At 62.3% G+C, this 15,661-nt stretch carries 17 protein-coding genes; 9 read left to right on the top strand and 8 right to left on the bottom strand.

What is annotated here, in order from left to right:
• Window positions 1–4: 4 nt before the first annotated feature.
• From queA to IQ25_RS00685, 5 genes are all read right to left on the bottom strand, one after another.
• The gene (gene queA / locus IQ25_RS00665; RefSeq protein ID WP_144901259.1) at window positions 5–1,033 is read right to left on the bottom strand and encodes a tRNA preQ1(34) S-adenosylmethionine ribosyltransferase-isomerase QueA; all 1,029 of its coding nucleotides are present in this window, start codon (window positions 1,031–1,033) and stop codon (window positions 5–7) included.
• Between the two features lie 40 nt (window positions 1,034–1,073).
• A complete protein-coding gene (locus tag IQ25_RS00670) occupies window positions 1,074–1,754 on the bottom strand; it encodes a peptidylprolyl isomerase (RefSeq protein WP_144901261.1) in 681 nt (226 codons plus the stop codon).
• Window positions 1,755–1,848: 94 nt separating this feature from the next.
• Window positions 1,849–2,361: a pantetheine-phosphate adenylyltransferase gene (coaD, locus tag IQ25_RS00675; RefSeq protein ID WP_144901263.1), complete on the bottom strand. Its 513-nt coding sequence runs from the start codon at window positions 2,359–2,361 to the stop codon at window positions 1,849–1,851.
• Entirely contained in the window at window positions 2,361–3,260 is a 900-nt protein-coding gene (locus tag IQ25_RS00680; protein ID WP_144901265.1) for a polyprenyl synthetase family protein, read from the bottom strand. The genes coaD and IQ25_RS00680 overlap by 1 nt, the downstream gene beginning before the upstream one ends.
• Window positions 3,261–3,271: 11 nt before the next feature.
• Window positions 3,272–3,523 (bottom strand): exodeoxyribonuclease VII small subunit, encoded by a 252-nt coding sequence (locus IQ25_RS00685; protein ID WP_144901267.1) that lies wholly within the window; start codon window positions 3,521–3,523, stop codon window positions 3,272–3,274.
• A 70-nt stretch (window positions 3,524–3,593) separates the two neighbouring features.
• Here IQ25_RS00685 and IQ25_RS00690 point away from each other — a divergent pair, with 70 nt between their 5' ends.
• Together IQ25_RS00690 and purL are read left to right on the top strand one after the other, a co-directional pair.
• Window positions 3,594–3,989 (top strand): DUF2177 family protein, encoded by a 396-nt coding sequence (locus tag IQ25_RS00690; protein ID WP_144901269.1) that lies wholly within the window; start codon window positions 3,594–3,596, stop codon window positions 3,987–3,989.
• A gap of 42 nt (window positions 3,990–4,031) precedes the next feature.
• Entirely contained in the window at window positions 4,032–6,191 is a 2,160-nt protein-coding gene (gene purL / locus IQ25_RS00695) for a phosphoribosylformylglycinamidine synthase subunit PurL (protein ID WP_144901270.1), read from the top strand.
• 49 nt (window positions 6,192–6,240) lie between these two features.
• Here purL and IQ25_RS00700 read toward each other — a convergent pair whose 3' ends face one another.
• Entirely contained in the window at window positions 6,241–7,047 is an 807-nt protein-coding gene (locus IQ25_RS00700) for a Coq4 family protein (protein WP_144903011.1), read from the bottom strand.
• A gap of 147 nt (window positions 7,048–7,194) precedes the next feature.
• Between IQ25_RS00700 and IQ25_RS00705 the strand changes: the two genes are divergently transcribed.
• On the top strand, window positions 7,195–7,779 hold the full coding sequence (locus IQ25_RS00705) for a hypothetical protein (protein ID WP_144901272.1): 585 nt from the start codon (window positions 7,195–7,197) through the stop codon (window positions 7,777–7,779).
• Here IQ25_RS00705 and serB read toward each other — a convergent pair whose 3' ends face one another.
• On the bottom strand, window positions 7,780–8,664 hold the full coding sequence (gene serB / locus IQ25_RS00710) for a phosphoserine phosphatase SerB (protein WP_144901274.1): 885 nt from the start codon (window positions 8,662–8,664) through the stop codon (window positions 7,780–7,782). It lies immediately after the preceding gene.
• On the opposite strand from serB, the gene miaA reads away from it, so the two are divergent.
• From miaA to IQ25_RS00740, 6 genes are all read left to right on the top strand, one after another.
• Window positions 8,657–9,619, top strand: coding sequence for a tRNA (adenosine(37)-N6)-dimethylallyltransferase MiaA (gene miaA / locus IQ25_RS00715; protein WP_144901276.1), 963 nt, complete (start codon window positions 8,657–8,659; stop codon window positions 9,617–9,619). The two genes, serB and miaA, sit on opposite strands and share 8 nt — an antisense overlap.
• A gap of 188 nt (window positions 9,620–9,807) precedes the next feature.
• Window positions 9,808–11,556 (top strand): acetolactate synthase 3 large subunit, encoded by a 1,749-nt coding sequence (locus IQ25_RS00720; protein WP_144901278.1) that lies wholly within the window; start codon window positions 9,808–9,810, stop codon window positions 11,554–11,556.
• A gap of 14 nt (window positions 11,557–11,570) precedes the next feature.
• Entirely contained in the window at window positions 11,571–12,086 is a 516-nt protein-coding gene (gene ilvN / locus IQ25_RS00725; protein ID WP_144903013.1) for an acetolactate synthase small subunit, read from the top strand.
• Between the two features lie 46 nt (window positions 12,087–12,132).
• Window positions 12,133–13,152 (top strand): ketol-acid reductoisomerase, encoded by a 1,020-nt coding sequence (ilvC, locus tag IQ25_RS00730; RefSeq protein ID WP_144901280.1) that lies wholly within the window; start codon window positions 12,133–12,135, stop codon window positions 13,150–13,152.
• A 185-nt stretch (window positions 13,153–13,337) separates the two neighbouring features.
• Entirely contained in the window at window positions 13,338–13,679 is a 342-nt protein-coding gene (locus IQ25_RS00735; protein ID WP_144901282.1) for an I78 family peptidase inhibitor, read from the top strand.
• Window positions 13,680–13,790: 111 nt separating this feature from the next.
• Entirely contained in the window at window positions 13,791–14,450 is a 660-nt protein-coding gene (locus IQ25_RS00740; RefSeq protein ID WP_144901285.1) for a YceI family protein, read from the top strand.
• Between the two features lie 4 nt (window positions 14,451–14,454).
• On the opposite strand, the gene IQ25_RS00745 is transcribed toward IQ25_RS00740, so the two are convergent.
• Window positions 14,455–15,588, bottom strand: a complete 1,134-nt coding sequence (locus tag IQ25_RS00745) for an epoxide hydrolase family protein (RefSeq protein WP_144901287.1) — start codon at window positions 15,586–15,588, stop codon at window positions 14,455–14,457.
• Window positions 15,589–15,661 lie beyond the last annotated feature (73 nt).

Consider the following 15,661-nt stretch of genomic DNA (forward strand, 5'->3'; position numbering starts at 1 on the left):
CGCTTTATGGCAGGAGCAGGCTCGAATCCCCGTAGGAGTAGAAGCGATAGCCTGCCCCTATGGCGTGGGCGTAGGCTTCCTGCATGCGATCGAGGCCCATCAGCGCCGAGACCAGCATGAACAGTGTCGACTTGGGCAGGTGGAAATTGGTCATCAGCCCATCGATGGCGCGGAAGGTGTAGCCAGGGGTGATGAATATCGCGGTATCGCCCTCGAATGGTCGAATCACCTTGTCGTCGCCTGCTGCGCTTTCAAGGAGGCGCAGAGAGGTGGTGCCGACCGCGATGACGCGATTGCCGGCGGCACGGGCGGCGTTGAGCCGGTCTGCAGTAGCGGCATCGATCGTACCCCACTCGGCATGCATCTGATGGTCCTGCGTGTCCTCGGCCTTTACTGGCAGAAACGTGCCCGCACCGACATGCAGGGTGAGCGTTTCGGTGAGGATGCCACGCGCAGAAAGTGCCTCCATCAGACGCGGGGTGAAGTGTAGCGCAGCGGTGGGCGCGGCAACTGCGCCATCCTTGGCAGCGAACATGGTCTGGTAGTCTTCGCGGTCCTGCGCGTCGGTTGGTCGCTTGCCCGCGATATAGGGCGGTAGCGGCATCTGTCCCGCACGCTCCAGCAGGACCTCGACTGGCTCCTCGCCAGGGAAGAACAGCGTCCAGCTGCCATCGGTATGTCGGGTTTCGGCATAGGCGGTAACGCCAGCGCCGAAGCGGATCTCGTCATCTTGGCGGAGGCGCTTGCCGTTGCGGACAAAGGCCTGCCAGCGGCGCAGGTCGATGCGCTTGTGCAGCGTCGCGCCGATCCGCGCCTGGCCGCGTTGGCCTTCGAGCTGGGCCGGGATGACTCGGGTGTCGTTGAAAACCAGAACGTCGCCCGGGTTGAGCAACGAAGGCAGGTCCAGCACCGTCAGGTCCCGAAACGGACCCTCATGCCCGACACCAAGCAGGCGCGCCGAATCACGCGGCCTTGCGGGGCGCAGGGCGATGTTTTCCTGGGGAAGTTCGAAATCGAAAAGGTCAACGCGCATGGCTGCGCCCTAGCCGCAAAAGCGGCGAGGTTCGACCCCTTCAGTTTGACGAAGAATTGCTGAGCATGTCCGCGGTGATCGCCTTGGGAGCGGCAGGCGCTTCCATGGCCGGCACCGGCTTGTTGTCAGCCGCGATCGACGCTTGGACGATCTTGGTCGGGTTTGCTGGCGGCTCGCCGCGTACAACCGCATCGACATAGTCCATGCCCGCAATGACGCGGCCGAAGTTCGTATACTTGTGATCCAGCGCGAAGCGCGGATAGAACACGATAAAGAACTGGCTGTTGGCGGTGTTGGGCTCGTTGGTTCGCGCCATCGAGACCGAACCGCGCACGTGCGGGACGGCATTGAACTCTGCGGTCAGGTCTGGAAGCTTCGAACCTCCCTGCCCCGTACCAGTCGGGTCGCCGGTTTGCGCCATGAAGCCATCGATCACACGGTGAAAGATCACTCCGTTGTAGAAGCCTTCGCGCGTCAAGGTCTTGATCCGCTCGATATGTGCAGGCGCCCATTCCGGCACGAGCCGAATCGCCACGCGTCCGCCGTTCGACAGATCGAGATAAAGAATGTTCTCGCGATCGACCGACTGGTCGGCGTTTACGGAATAGGTGAGGACCTTTGGGGCCGGGGCCGGAGCCTCTTCCTTCTTGTCCTTCGCCACGGCGGGCGACACGATCAGGGCAGCGCCAAGCGCAAAGGCGGTGAGAAAGCGCGAAACCATGGACCTTAAGAACTCCGGATAATCTTGATCGCCGATAGGCGTCTCGCGCTGTCGCTGCAATGAACGATTGCCACTGTGTGTCAGCAAGGCCTGCTCAGTAATCGCCCATTCGGCCGATCTTCTCAACCCGGGCTGCAACCTCCTCGCGGATCGCGGGGGTAACAAAGTCGGCAATCTCGCCGCCGAACAGCGCGATTTCCTTGACCAGCTTTGAGGCAATCGGCTGCAGGCTGACATCGGCCATGAGGAACACTGTCTCGATTTCGGCGTCGAGCTTCTGGTTCATGCCCGCCATCTGGTACTCGTATTCAAAGTCGGCGACGGCGCGAAGGCCGCGCACGATGACGCTTGCGCCCTGGGCCCGCGCGAACTTCATGAGAAGAGCGTTGAAACCGACAACTTCAACATTGTCGATGCCCTGGTCTGCCACTTCACGCACGACCATTGCCATGCGCTCGTCGGGCGTGAACATGGGATTCTTCGAGGGATTGGTGGTCACGCCGATGATCAGCTTGTCGACCAGCTTTGCCCCGCGCCGGATGATGTCGAGGTGACCGAGCGTGATCGGATCGAACGTGCCCGGGTAGACGCCGATGCGCTGCGCCATCAGTGGTTCCTCTCGACAATGAAGCGCGCCAGTTCGCGGAGTAGTTCGGCCTCGGGACCGTAGCTGGCAAGAAGTTCTATGGCCTGATCGATCAGCATTCTTGCCTGTTCGCGCGCACGTTCCGGGCCGAGCAGCGACAGGAAGGTTTCCTTGCCCTGAGCTTCGTCCTTGCGCAGCGCCTTGCCGGCAGCAGCCTCGTCCCCTTCGGCATCGAGCAGGTCGTCGGCAATCTGGAAGGCAAGGCCGATATCGCGCGCATATCCTCGCAGATGCGTGCGGCCTTCTGGCGGAACCTTGCCAAGGATCGCGCCCATCTCGACCGAAGCCGAAAGCAGCGCGCCGGTCTTCAGCTGCTGGAGACGGGTCACCGTCGGCAGATCAAAGCTCGAAGTCTCGGCGACGATATCCATCATCTGCCCGCCGCACATTCCGTTCATGCCGCTGGCCGTGGCAAGCGTGCGGATTAGTTCGATGCGGGTGAACGGATCACCGCTGGTGGCCGGATCGGACAGAATCTCGAATGCGAAATCATGCAGCGCGTCGCCTGCAAGGACCGCTGCGGCATCGTCGAACGCCAGATGCACGGTGGGCTTGCCGTGGCGCAGCGCATCATTGTCCATGCAGGGCAGATCGTCGTGAATCAGCGAATAGACGTGGATTGCTTCGATTGCCGTGCCGACGCGGATGGCAGCTTCGCGCGAAACGCCGAATAGGCTGGCCGTGGCGCAGACCAGCAGCGGCCTTACCCGCTTGCCTCCGCCGATGGTGGCATAGCGCATGGCTTCCACCAGCCGGTCACGCGGGTCTCCGGGAAGCGGTAGGAGCAGGTCGAAGCTCTGGTCAATGTCCTCTGCAATGGCCTTGAGCGCGGGCTTCAGCAGACCGGTGTCAGCCGCCATGTCTGCCTCGCTCAACCCTGGGCTTCGTCAAAGGCGCGCAAGGCCTGTGGCTTGCCGTCACGATCGGCCACGATAGCCTCGATTCGCGCTTGCGCCGCATCAAGCCTAGCCTGGCAGTGCGCCCTTAGAGCGTCGCCACGGGCATAGAGATCGATTGATTCATCCAGCGGCGCATCCCCGCTCTCGAGCCGCCTGACGACGTTCTCGAGTTCCTTCAGCGCCTCTTCAAAGCTCAGGCTCGCGATTTCAGGTCCGGTTCCCATAGGGGCAGCATTGACGGGGCGTTGGCGCGTGGTCAAGCTTCGATCAACAGCAATCCGGGAGAGCAGGCCCATGCAATACGTGATCGCCTATGTAGCGGCTGCCGTCGTGTTCGGCGCGCTCGATGCCTTATGGCTCGGCTGGGCTGGATCCAAGCTCTACCGGCCTGCACTTGGCGATCTGCTTGCCCCCCAGTTCCGCGCGGCTCCGGCGCTGGTGTTCTATGTGCTCTACCTTGCCGGGATGCTGTGGTTTGCGGTGCGGCCGGGCCTGTCGCAGGGACTGGGCGCAGCTGCGCTGAACGGCGCGATCCTTGGCGCGATGTGCTACATGACTTATGACCTGACGAGCCAGGCCGTGCTGGCGCGCTGGCCTGTTCACGTGACCGTGATCGACGTGATCTGGGGCACGTTTGCCACCACTGTAGCTGCCACCGCCGCCACATGGATCGCGCTCAAGTTTGCCTGACAGGACTAGCCTAGCGCGCGTCACATCGCTAAGGCGCGCGCCATGTCCGAAATCACGCCAGATGTCGTCGCCGCCCACGGGCTGTCCGAGGAAGAGTACCAGCGCGTCCTGAACGCGCTCGGGCGCGAGCCGAACCTTGTCGAGCTCGGCATCTTCTCGGTCATGTGGTCGGAGCACTGCTCCTACAAGTCGAGCCGCATCCACCTGAAGAAGCTGCCGACTTCGGCGCCCTGGGTGATCTGCGGCCCCGGCGAGAACGCAGGCGTCATCGACATCGGAGATGGACAGGCCGCCATCTTCAAGATGGAAAGCCACAACCACCCATCGTACATCGAACCCTATCAGGGTGCGGCGACGGGCGTTGGCGGCATTCTGCGCGACGTTTTCACGATGGGCGCTCGCCCGGTGGCAAACATGAATGCGCTGCGCTTCGGTCGTCCCGATCACCCCAAGATGAAGCACCTCGTGCAGGGCGTCGTCGCGGGTATTGGCGGCTACGGCAACTGCGTAGGCGTGCCGACGGTGGGCGGCGAGACCAACTTCCACAAGGCCTATGACGGCAACATCCTCGTCAACGCGATGACTGTTGGCGTGGCTGATACCGACAAGATCTTCTATTCGGCGGCCACGGGCCTCGGCAATCCGATCGTCTATGTCGGTTCGAAGACCGGGCGCGACGGCATCCACGGCGCGACCATGGCCTCGGCTGATTTCGACGAGAAGTCGGACGAGAAGCGCCCGACCGTGCAGGTTGGCGATCCCTTCACCGAGAAGCTGCTGATCGAGGCCTGCCTCGAACTGATGGCGACCGATGCAATCGTCGCGATTCAGGACATGGGCGCGGCGGGTCTGACATCATCGTCGGTTGAAATGGCGACCAACGGCAAGGCCGGCATCATCCTCGACATGGACAAGGTGCCGTGCCGCGAAGAGGGCATGACACCTTACGAGATGATGCTCTCGGAAAGCCAGGAGCGCATGCTCATGGTGCTGAAGCCCGGCAAGGAAGCCATGGCCGAAGCCATCTTCCGCAAGTGGGAACTGGACTTTGCCGTGATCGGCGAAGTGACCGACACCGGCCACATGGTGTTGAAGTTCAAGGGCGAGACGGTCTGCGACATTCCGCTCGGTCCGCTCGCCGAAGACGCGCCGCTCTATGACCGCCCCGCCCTTTCGCTGGCGGACTACAAGAAGTGGGCAAATGTAGCTCCGCTGGGTTCGGTGCCGGAGAGCGCGGACCTTGGCGCGGACCTCGTCAAGCTGATCGGCTGCCCGGACCTCGCCAATCGCCGCTGGATCTTTGAACAGTACGATTCGCAGGTTGGCGCAGATACGCTGCAGAAGTCTGGCGGCGATGCTGCCGTGGTGCGCATTCATGGGTCAAAGAAGGCGCTGGCGATCAGCACCGACTGCACTCCGCGCTATTGCTATGCCGACCCTTACGAAGGCGGCAAGCAGGCCGTGGCCGAGACTTGGCGCAACATCTGCGCGGTGGGTGCGCGTCCGCTGGCGATCACCAACTGCCTCAACTTCGCCAATCCGCAGCGCCCCGAGATCATGGCGCAGATCGTCCAGGCGCTGAACGGCATGGGCGACGCCTGCCGCGCGCTGGATTACCCGATCGTGTCGGGCAACGTCTCGCTCTACAACGAATCGAAGGCCACTGGCGGCGGGTCGGCGATCCTGCCCACGCCTGCGATTGGCGGCGTCGGCCTGATGCTCGACCATGAAGTTATGACCACGGTCGCGTTCAAGGACGAGGGCGACGTGATCTGGCTGGTGGGCGGAGAAGGTTCGCATCTCGGCCAGTCGCTTTACCTGCGCGAGATCCATGGCCGCGAAGATGGCGATGCGCCGGCGGTCGATCTGACGGTGGAGCGCAACAATGGCGAACAGGTCCGCGAATGGATTGCTGCGGGCAAGCTGACCGCCGTCCACGACATTTCCGATGGCGGCCTGCTGGTCGCGCTAGCCGAGATGGCGTTGGCCGGTGGCAAGGGCTGTGCGCTGGACGTCGCTCTGAACACGGCCACTGCGTTCGGCGAAGATCAGTCGCGCTATGTCGTCACGACCAAGGCTGGCGAAGTGCTGGAAGGCGCAACGAAGCTTGGCACCGTTGGCGGATCGCAGGTGGCGGGCATCGAACTTGCGACTTTGCGCGAGGCTAACGAAGCGTTCTTCCGCGACTGGATGGAAGGCTGATTTTTGGACCGGCGCCCCTGTTCGAAACAGGGCACTGGTCCAAAAATCGTCAGGCTGCCAGCTTCGCCGCGTTCTTGCCGAGAAGGTCGTAGGGATCGATCCCCATGCCCTTCCACGTGGCGTGGGCTTCCTTGTAGCGCACTGCGGGCGTTATGTTCAGGCGCGCACGCACCTCTTCGACCGGCAGCGGCAGCAGTTCGGTGATCGACTGTTCGCACAGACGCGGGCAAGCCTTGCCGAGGCGCTGCCCTTCACGCACCGCGCGCAGAACCGGGGCACTGCGCCTGGTCTGGCGGTTGATATTCAGGCCTGCCATGTAGCCGATGAACAGGTGCGCCGGGCTTGGCTGTTGGCTGTAGGTAAAGGCGAGAACGCAGGCCTCACCCAAGGCATCACGACCATAGCCGGTCAGCACGTGAAGCATGTCGTGCACATCGCGCATGCGGTTGAGATACCACAGGAACTGGTCCTCGAAACGCTCGCGCTTGGCGGCAAAGCGGTCGAACTCGTCGACAAGCCCCTGGGCAGTGAGCCCTTCGCCTTCCATGAAATCGCAATAGGCGTGTGCGAGCGAGCCCTTGGGAGTTCGGCGCAAGGCTTCGTGATCGTCGAGAATCGCCGGGAGGTAGGGTTCGGTCGCCCGCAAGGCCTGTCCACGCTCGCTGCGCAGGAACGCCTCGGCCCGACCGCGCAGGTTGCGCCAGGGAAGAGCCTCGAAGATGTAGAACACCTCCTCAGTATTTTCCTTGTCCTTCAGGAGGTTCTGGAAGTGATGCCAAGCCTTGAGCGGCTGCATCCGCATTTCGGGACGCCGCTCGTCATAGATTGGCAGTTCAGCACTCAACGCGCCGGTCATGGCATTCACGGCGTTTCTCCCGTTTGTCTTGTCCGCCACATACTAACAGTACTGTAAATAGATCGTCAATTGTCCGCTTCGGGGTGGTGCTTGCCAGCAACAAAGTGCGAAGGCAAACTTGGCGAATAACCTTGGGGGAACGGGATCATGGCACGCAAATGGCCGATCGCATTCGGGATAGTGCTTTCGCTGCTTGCGCTGGGCGCAGGCCTGACGGTCGGAGCGACACCGCAAGAAAGCTGGCACCTCGCGGCCCGCTGGACGGCGCGCGTCGGCTTTCCCGTCTTTCTCCTGACCTACCTCGCGTCATCGCTGGTCCGTCTTTCCCCTGCCCCCTGGAGTCGGGCGCTGGCGCGTGACCGCCGCTCATGGGGACTTGGCTTTGCGGCGAGCCACACGATCCATCTCGTCGCGCTCGTCGCTGCGATACGCTTCGATCCGGAGCCGCGAACCCTGGCTTCCCTCGTCCCCGGTGGCACGGCCTACATCTTCATTCTGGCAATGGCGCTTACGTCGAGCGACGCGGCGATGCGTGCGCTGGGCCGCAACTGGAAGCGGCTGCACACGGTGGGCATTCATGTAATCTGGCTGATCTTCACACTCGCCTATGCCAAACGCATTCCAGCACCGGAAACGCGCGCGATCGGCATGACGATGACGACGCTTGCTCTTGCTGCCCTGCTCCTGCGCGTTCTGGCGCGCCGACGGTACCGCAAGCCAAGCTTTGCCTGATCAGTCGAAGACCCACTGGTCGCGAGGCACGCCGAGGAGCGAGAGGATCGCCGTAAGGTCGCCCCGGTCGATCCAGCCATCGGCGGCAGAGCGCGCCTTTGGCTTGGCGCGATAGGCTATGCCATAGCTGGCGGCTTCGATCATCGGAATGTCGTTGGCGCCATCGCCCGTCGCAAGGCTGAAGACTTCGCCACCAAGGCGCTCAGTTTCTTCGAAAAGCACCTTCTTCTTGACCGAGCTGTCGACGATCCCGCCGACGAGTCCACCGGTAAGGACGCCCTCATGCAGGCCAAGACGATTGCCCACCACGCGGTCAAAGCCGAGCAATTCGGCGACCGGATCGGCGAAGGAATGGAAGCCGCCGGTCACCAGCACGGTGTGGCATCCGCGCGCCTTGAGCGTGGAAACCAGTGTACGAGCGCCGTCCATAGGCCGGATGCGTTCATCGAGGCACTGCTTGATCGCCGCTTCTGGCAGGTCCTTGAGCAGGCCTACACGTTCGCGCAGCGCGGATTCGAAATCGAGTTCGCCCTGCATCGCGCGTTCAGTAATCGCCGCGATACGGTCCTTGAGCCCGGCAAAATCGGCCAGTTCGTCGATGCACTCCTGCCCGATCATCGTCGAATCCATGTCGGAGACGAACAGGTTAGGCACTTCAATCAGGCCGTTTGACAGTAGAAGGTCGCTATCGGGAAAGCACTGGTCGAGAATCTTGCGGATGCCGACCGGATTGCCCTCCACCACTTCGAGTTCGAGCACCTCGTCGCAAGTGTCGAGCATCCCTGCCCCGGCCACTTCCCAATCGCGCGCCTCGATCATCTCCATCGCGAGCGAGAGATTATCACCAAGCGTCTCCGGGTCTGCTATCAGGCGCGCGATGATCAACGGGGAATCCTTTTCGATAGATACGGCGGGCAAGCCGCGCGTGGCGCTAATCGCAGGGCCGACGGCCAGCGGCAAGAGCGATCTGGCGGTCAATCTCGCCTTGCGGCTGAAAGCGCAAGGCCGCGACGCTGTGGTGATCAATGCAGACAGCGCGCAAGTCTATGCCGATCTGCGCGTCCTGAGTGCGCGCCCATCGGACGAAGAGATGCGCGGGATACCGCATGTCCTGTTTGGTGCCTGGGACGGGGCCACCCCCTGTTCTGCTGCCGACTGGGCAAATGCTGCCCGCGCGGAAATAGCGTCTGCCCATGCTCGCAACGCACTGCCGATCCTTGTCGGCGGCACCGGGCTCTACATCAACACCCTGCTCGATGGCATCGCGCCCGTGCCAGATATCGATCCGCAGGTCCGCGCAGTTGTGCGGGCTCTGTCTGTCGAGGATGCCTTCGTCGCGCTGCAAAAGGAAGATCCAGAGCGCGCGACAAGGCTCGGTCCGGCCGACTTTCAGCGCATCACGCGAGCATTGGAAGTGGTCCGCTCGACCGGCCACCCCCTCACCCACTGGCAACAGCAGCGCAGTGGCGGGATTGGCCGAAGCATCGACCTCGCCCCGGTGGTGCTGATGCCCGATCGGACGTGGCTCTATCGCCGCTGCAACCTGCGCTTTGACCTGATGTGGGAAGGCGGCGCACTTGGGGAAGTGGAAGCGCTGCTGACCCGCAGGCTCCCCGAATCACTGCCGGTGATGCGGGCCATCGGCGTACCGGAAACTGCAGCCTTTTTGCGTGGCGAACTGCCCCGCGAAGAAGCCATTGCGCTCGGACAACAGGCCACGCGCAATTATGCCAAGCGGCAGTACACCTGGCTGAGAAACCAGAATCCGGGCGATTGGGCAAGGGTCACGTACGAAAATTCCATTGACATCGATCATGTAGCAAGTTTATTGCGCATATAGCCGCTTGACACCACCTTTTATGTCAAGTAGCAGGCCGTCAATTGCCTGATCCATCTCGCATGTCGATCAAGCACCCGAAAGGGAGAGACGGCCCGGCGCGGCGAAAGCTGCAGCCGGGCCGAAATTTATGTTTTTCCGGCGTTGCAACGGGTCTATCGGCCCGCCCACGCGAAGAAGGATGAAGTAACGTGACAAGCGAGCGCAGCGGCGCCGAAATCCTGGTCGAAAGCCTCGTCGCCAAGGGCGTCGAGTTCGTGTTCGGCTATCCGGGTGGCGCGGTCCTGCCGATCTACGACGCGCTGTTCGGCGACGAGCGCATCCGCCATATTCTCGTCCGCCACGAAGCCGGTGCAGCGCATGCAGCGGAAGGCTATGCGCGGGCGACGGGCAAGCCCGGCGTGGTTCTCGTAACCTCGGGTCCCGGTGCAACCAATGCGGTCACTGGCATTGCCGATGCCTTCATGGATTCGATCCCGCTCGTCGTGCTGACTGGCCAGGTGCCAACCGGCCTGATCGGGTCGGACGCGTTCCAGGAGTGCGACACGGTCGGGATCACCCGCCACTGCACCAAGCACAACTATCTGGTGAAGGACCCTTCGCAGCTCGCTGCGACGATCGACGAGGCGTTCCGCATTGCCACCGAGGGCCGCCCCGGCCCTGTCGTGATCGACATCCCCAAGGACGTCCAGATCGCGCTGGCGACATGGTCGGGCGCTGCCCCGCAGCAGCGCAACCGCTACACCCCGCAAACCGAAGGCGGTGCGGCCGAGATCGCCGAAGCGATCGAGATGATTGCCAATGCCAAGGCTCCGGTGTTCTACACCGGCGGCGGCGTGATCAATGCAGGCCCCGAAGCCACCCGCCTGCTGCGCGAACTGCAGTCGCTGACCGGCGCGCCGGTCACTTCGACCCTGATGGGACTGGGCGCGTTTCCGGCAGACCACCCGGCGTGGCTTGGCATGCTCGGCATGCACGGCACATATGAAGCCAATCTGACGATGAATCAGGCCGACCTGATCGTCTGTGTCGGGGCCCGCTTCGATGACCGCGTGACTGGTCGCCTCGACGCCTTCGCGCCCAACTCGAAGAAGATCCACATCGACATCGACCGTGCTTCGATCAACAAGACAGTGCGTGTCGACCTGCCGGTTATCGGCGATTGCGGCAAGGTTCTGGCGCAATTGATCGAAGCCTGGCTTGAGCGCGGCTACAAGGCGCAGGACCTTTCCGGCTGGTACGCCCGCATCGATGGCTGGCGCGGCAAGAAGAGCCTTGCCTACCCGCGCAAGTCCAAGTTGATCATGCCGCAGTACGCGGTCGAGCGGCTTTACGAGCTGACCAAGGCGCATGACCCGATCATCAGCACCGAAGTCGGCCAGCATCAGATGTGGGCAGCGCAGTACTTCCACTTCATGAAGCCCAACAAGTGGCTTACCTCGGGCGGCCTCGGCACTATGGGTTATGGCCTTCCCGCCGCGATCGGCGCGCAAGCGGGCTTCCCCGACGCACTGGTTATCGACATCGCAGGCGATGCCTCGATCCAGATGAACATCCAGGAGATGGGCACGGCCACGCAGTATCGTCTGCCGGTGAAAGTCTTCGTGCTCAACAATGAATGGATGGGCATGGTTCGCCAGTGGCAGGAACTGACCTACGAAAGCCGCTATTCGAACTCGTACTCCGACAGCCTGCCCGATTTCGTCCGTCTGGCCGAAGCCTATGGCTGGAAGGGCATTCGCATCACCGATGAAAGCGAGTTGGATGCCGGAATCCAGGCGATGATCGACCATGATGGCCCCGTCTTCGTCGACTGCCTGGTTGCCAAGGAAGCCAACTGCTTCCCGATGATCCCATCCGGCGCTGCGCATACCGAAATGATCCTCTACGGCGACGAAGTTGCCGGCACGATGGACGACGAAGCCAAGGCACTGGTTTGAGGACCCCGGACATGATGCACATTGCTCAGGAGGCGCAAGAGCGCCACGTCCTTACCATCACTGTCGACAACGAGGCGGGCATCCTCGCCAAGATCGCAGGGCTGTTCACCGCGCGCGGCTACAACATCGACAGCCTGACCGTGGCCGACATTACCGATGGCCACGACGTCAGCCGGATCACTATCGTCACGCACGGCCCGCCGCCCGTGATCGACCAGATCCGTGCGCAGCTCGAGCGACTCGTGCCTGTGCACAAAGTGACCGACCTCACCGAAGTCGGCCCGTTCGTGGAACGCGAGTTGGCACTGGTGAAAGTTTCCGGCAAGGGCGAGAACCGCGTCGAGGCCCTGCGTCTTGCTGATGTGTTCCGCGCCAAGGTCGTCGACACCACGACATCGAGCTTCGTCTTCGAACTGACCGGCGCGCCGGACAAGATCGACAGCTTCGTCTCCCTGATGAAGGAGCTCGGCCTCGTCGAAGTCGGTCGCACCGGCATCGTCGGCATGATCCGCGGCGCCACCGCCGCCTGAACCATTCACCCGCCATTCCATTGATTCAAAACAGATTGGGAACGACATGAAGGTCTATTACGACGCAGACTGCGATCTGAACCTCATCACGGACAAGAAGATCGCCATCCTCGGCTACGGTTCGCAGGGCCACGCCCATGCGCAGAACCTGCGCGATTCGGGCGTCAAGGACGTGGCGATTGCGCTTCGTCCGGGTTCGGCCAGCGCCAAGAAGGCCGAAGCTGCAGGCTTCAAGGTCCTCGCCAACGCCGATGCCGCTGCATGGGCCGACGTCCTCATGATTCTCGCGCCTGACGAGCATCAGGCGGCAATCTACGCCGATGACCTCCACGCCAACATGAAGCCGGGCGCCGCGCTTGCTTTCGCTCATGGCCTGAACATCCACTTTGGCCTGATCGAGGCTCGTGCCGACATCGACGTGATCATGATCGCACCCAAGGGCCCGGGCCACACCGTGCGCAGCGAATACCAGCGTGGCGGCGGCGTGCCCTGCCTGATCGCGGTTCACCAGAACGTGACCGGCAACGCTCATGACGTCGCCCTTGCCTACGCCTCGGGCGTTGGCGGTGGCCGCTCGGGCATCATCGAAACCAACTTCCGCGAAGAATGCGAAACCGACCTGTTCGGTGAGCAGGCCGTGCTTTGCGGCGGCGCGACACACCTCGTCCAGGCTGGCTTCGAAACTCTGGTCGAAGCAGGATATGCTCCGGAAATGGCCTACTTCGAGTGCCTTCATGAGCTCAAGCTCATCGTCGACCTGATGTATGAAGGCGGCATCGCCAACATGCGCTACTCGATCTCGAACACCGCTGAGTACGGTGACATCACCACCGGCCCGCGCATCATCACCGACGAAACCAAGAAGGAAATGAAGCGCGTGCTGGAAGACATCCAGTCCGGCCGCTTCGTGAAGAACTTCGTGCTCGACAACCGCGCAGGACAGCCGGAACTCAAGGCGGCCCGCGGCCTTGCCAAGCGTCATCCGATCGAAGAAACCGGTGCCAAGCTGCGCGCGATGATGCCGTGGATTGGCGCGAACAAGCTGGTCGACCAGTCGAAGAACTGATCTCTCCCGATCAGGGCAGTTATCCGGAAAGGGCGGTTTCGGCCGCCCTTTTCTTTGGCGTGGCTCCGGGCTCGATTGACCGGTTTTTCCATTAACAACGCGTCTGCATCGACGAATGCAGTGGACGCCAGAAGTGTGATCTATATCACTCCATAACGGAGTTATTGATCACAAGAGGCCGTCCCTTGCCAAGGTTGCCCTTCTGCGTCGCCGCGCTGAGCCTGCTTGCCGGGCAATCCCTCGCGGCGCGCGAAGAGATGTCACCTCGTACCACTCCTCAAGGCCCACGTGCGTCAGGGACCGGAGCCGAGCAGACCGCGCCGGACCCCTGTGGCCAGCGCATGGCATTGCGCCTCCCCGGAACCATCCTGACGCCACAAGCTCGCGCCAGACTGACCCGTGAAGTCGGCCACGACCGTTTTCGGGTGATACGCCCCGGTGGCGTCATTACGCAGGACCTGCGCAACGACCGCCTCAATCTCATTATTGACGAGAACGGTAAGCTTCTGACCGCGCGCTGCGGCTGATCGCTGGCATCGATACAGTGGTCGATCTGCCGGTATGGCGGGAGTTTCACCTTGTGCCGCTTTCAGCACTTTGGCATCCAGTGCGCTCCTTACCTCCCCAAGGAGATCCCCATGCAGAAGTTTTCCCGCATGCCGCGCGCGCTGATGTTTGCCCTGCCGCTTGCCCTCGCCGCCGCCGCCGCTCCAATGGTTGCTCAGATGCCGGAAGCGCCGGGCAAGGCCGACAAGGCTCGCGTTGTTGCCGGTTCCTACACAGCCGACGCCAGCCACTCGCTGATCGGCTGGCGTGTCAATCACTTCGGCTTCAACGATTACTTCGGCCTGTTCGGCGATGTATCGGGCACCCTCGACATAGACCCGGCCAATCCAGCTGCCGCCAAGGTTTCGGTCAAGATCCCGGTCAGCAAGGTTGTCACGGCGAATGCTGGCCTCACCGCCCACCTCCTCAAGCCCGGCGCTGACGGCAAGCCTGCCGACTTCTTCGGTGCCACCCCCGCCGATGCTACTTTCGTCTCGACCAGCGTTGCGCCAGGCGCAGATGGCATGAGCGCCAAGATCACCGGTGACCTGACGCTCAACGGCGTGACCAAGCCGGTTACGCTCGACGCGACCTTTGCCGGTGCCGGCACCAACCCGTTCACCAAGGCCGCAACACTCGGTTTCCACGGCAAGGCCACGATCAAGCGCTCGGACTTCAACGTGAAGTACGGCATTCCCTTCGTGTCGGACGAAGTGAAGCTCGACATCACCGCGGCCTTCGAGAAGAAGTGAGCCTCTAGGGCATCAGGGAAAAGGCGGCCCGGAGTTCCTTCACAAAGGCTTCGGGCTGCTCCCACGCGGCAAAGTGGCCGCCCTTGTCCAGCTCGCCCCAGTAAACCAGTTGTGAGCAGGTACGCTCGAACCACTTGCGCGGCGACGGAATGATCTCCTTCGGGAAAGCGCTTGCCGCCACCGGTATGTCGATCTGCACGCCGCTTATGGCCCCGAAACTCTCCCAATAGAGTCGCGCCGAAGACGCACCCGATGCGGTCAGCCAATAGAGCATGATGTTGTCGAGCATATCGTCGCGGCTCAGCACATCTTCCGGCGCGCCGCCGTTATCGGTCCAGGCCCACATCTTCTCATAGATCCATCCCGCGAGCCCTACGGGCGAATCAACCAGTCCATATCCGACGGTCTGCGGTCGCGTGGATTGCTGCTTCGAATATCCCGAATCCCAGTCCTGGTAATGCTTCAACGCCGCCATAGCCCTGAGATCGGCGGGTTGCGGCGCGGCCATATCCTCTGCCGAAGGAGCAGCCATCGGCATGTTTAGATGGATACCTTTGCAGCCAGGTACCTTCATCGCGCCGATCATCGTCGTCACGATCGACCCCCAGTCTCCGCCCTGTGCCAACCAGGTGCGGTAACCGAGCCGCTCCATCAGCACGCCCCAAGCCTGAGCGATTTTCTGAACTCCCCAGCCGCTGGCCTTTGGCTTTCCCGAAAAGCCATAACCCGGCAGGCAAGGGATCACGAGATGGAACGCCTCTGACGCGCTGCCACCATGCTCCTCCGGTCGGGTCAGCGGCGCGATGCAGCGGCGGAACTCGAGGATCGAGCCGGGCCAGCCATGCGTCATCAAAAGCGGTCGAGCATCCTCGTGCGGTGAGCGCACATGAAGGAACCGGATGATCACGCCGTCGATCTCGGTCTCGAACATGCCCCACTCGTTGAGCATGGTCTGACAGGCGTACCAGTCATAGCCGCTGCGCCAGTGCGCGACGAAGTCCTGCAGCGCCGCAAGCGGTGCCCCTTGCGACCAGTCGTCGACCGTTTCCTTTTCCGGCCAGCGAGTCATGTCGATGCGCCGATGCAGATCCGCGATATCACTTTGCGGTATGTCGACGATGAAAGGCGCAATATTCATGCCCGGTCTCTCCCGATCCGTTCGCATTCATTCTGGACAAGCGCGCAGCGATTCACCATAGGGTTCTCGCATG

Source organism: Novosphingobium taihuense, assembly GCF_007830315.1.
Classification (GTDB): Bacteria; Pseudomonadota; Alphaproteobacteria; order Sphingomonadales; family Sphingomonadaceae; genus Novosphingobium; species Novosphingobium taihuense.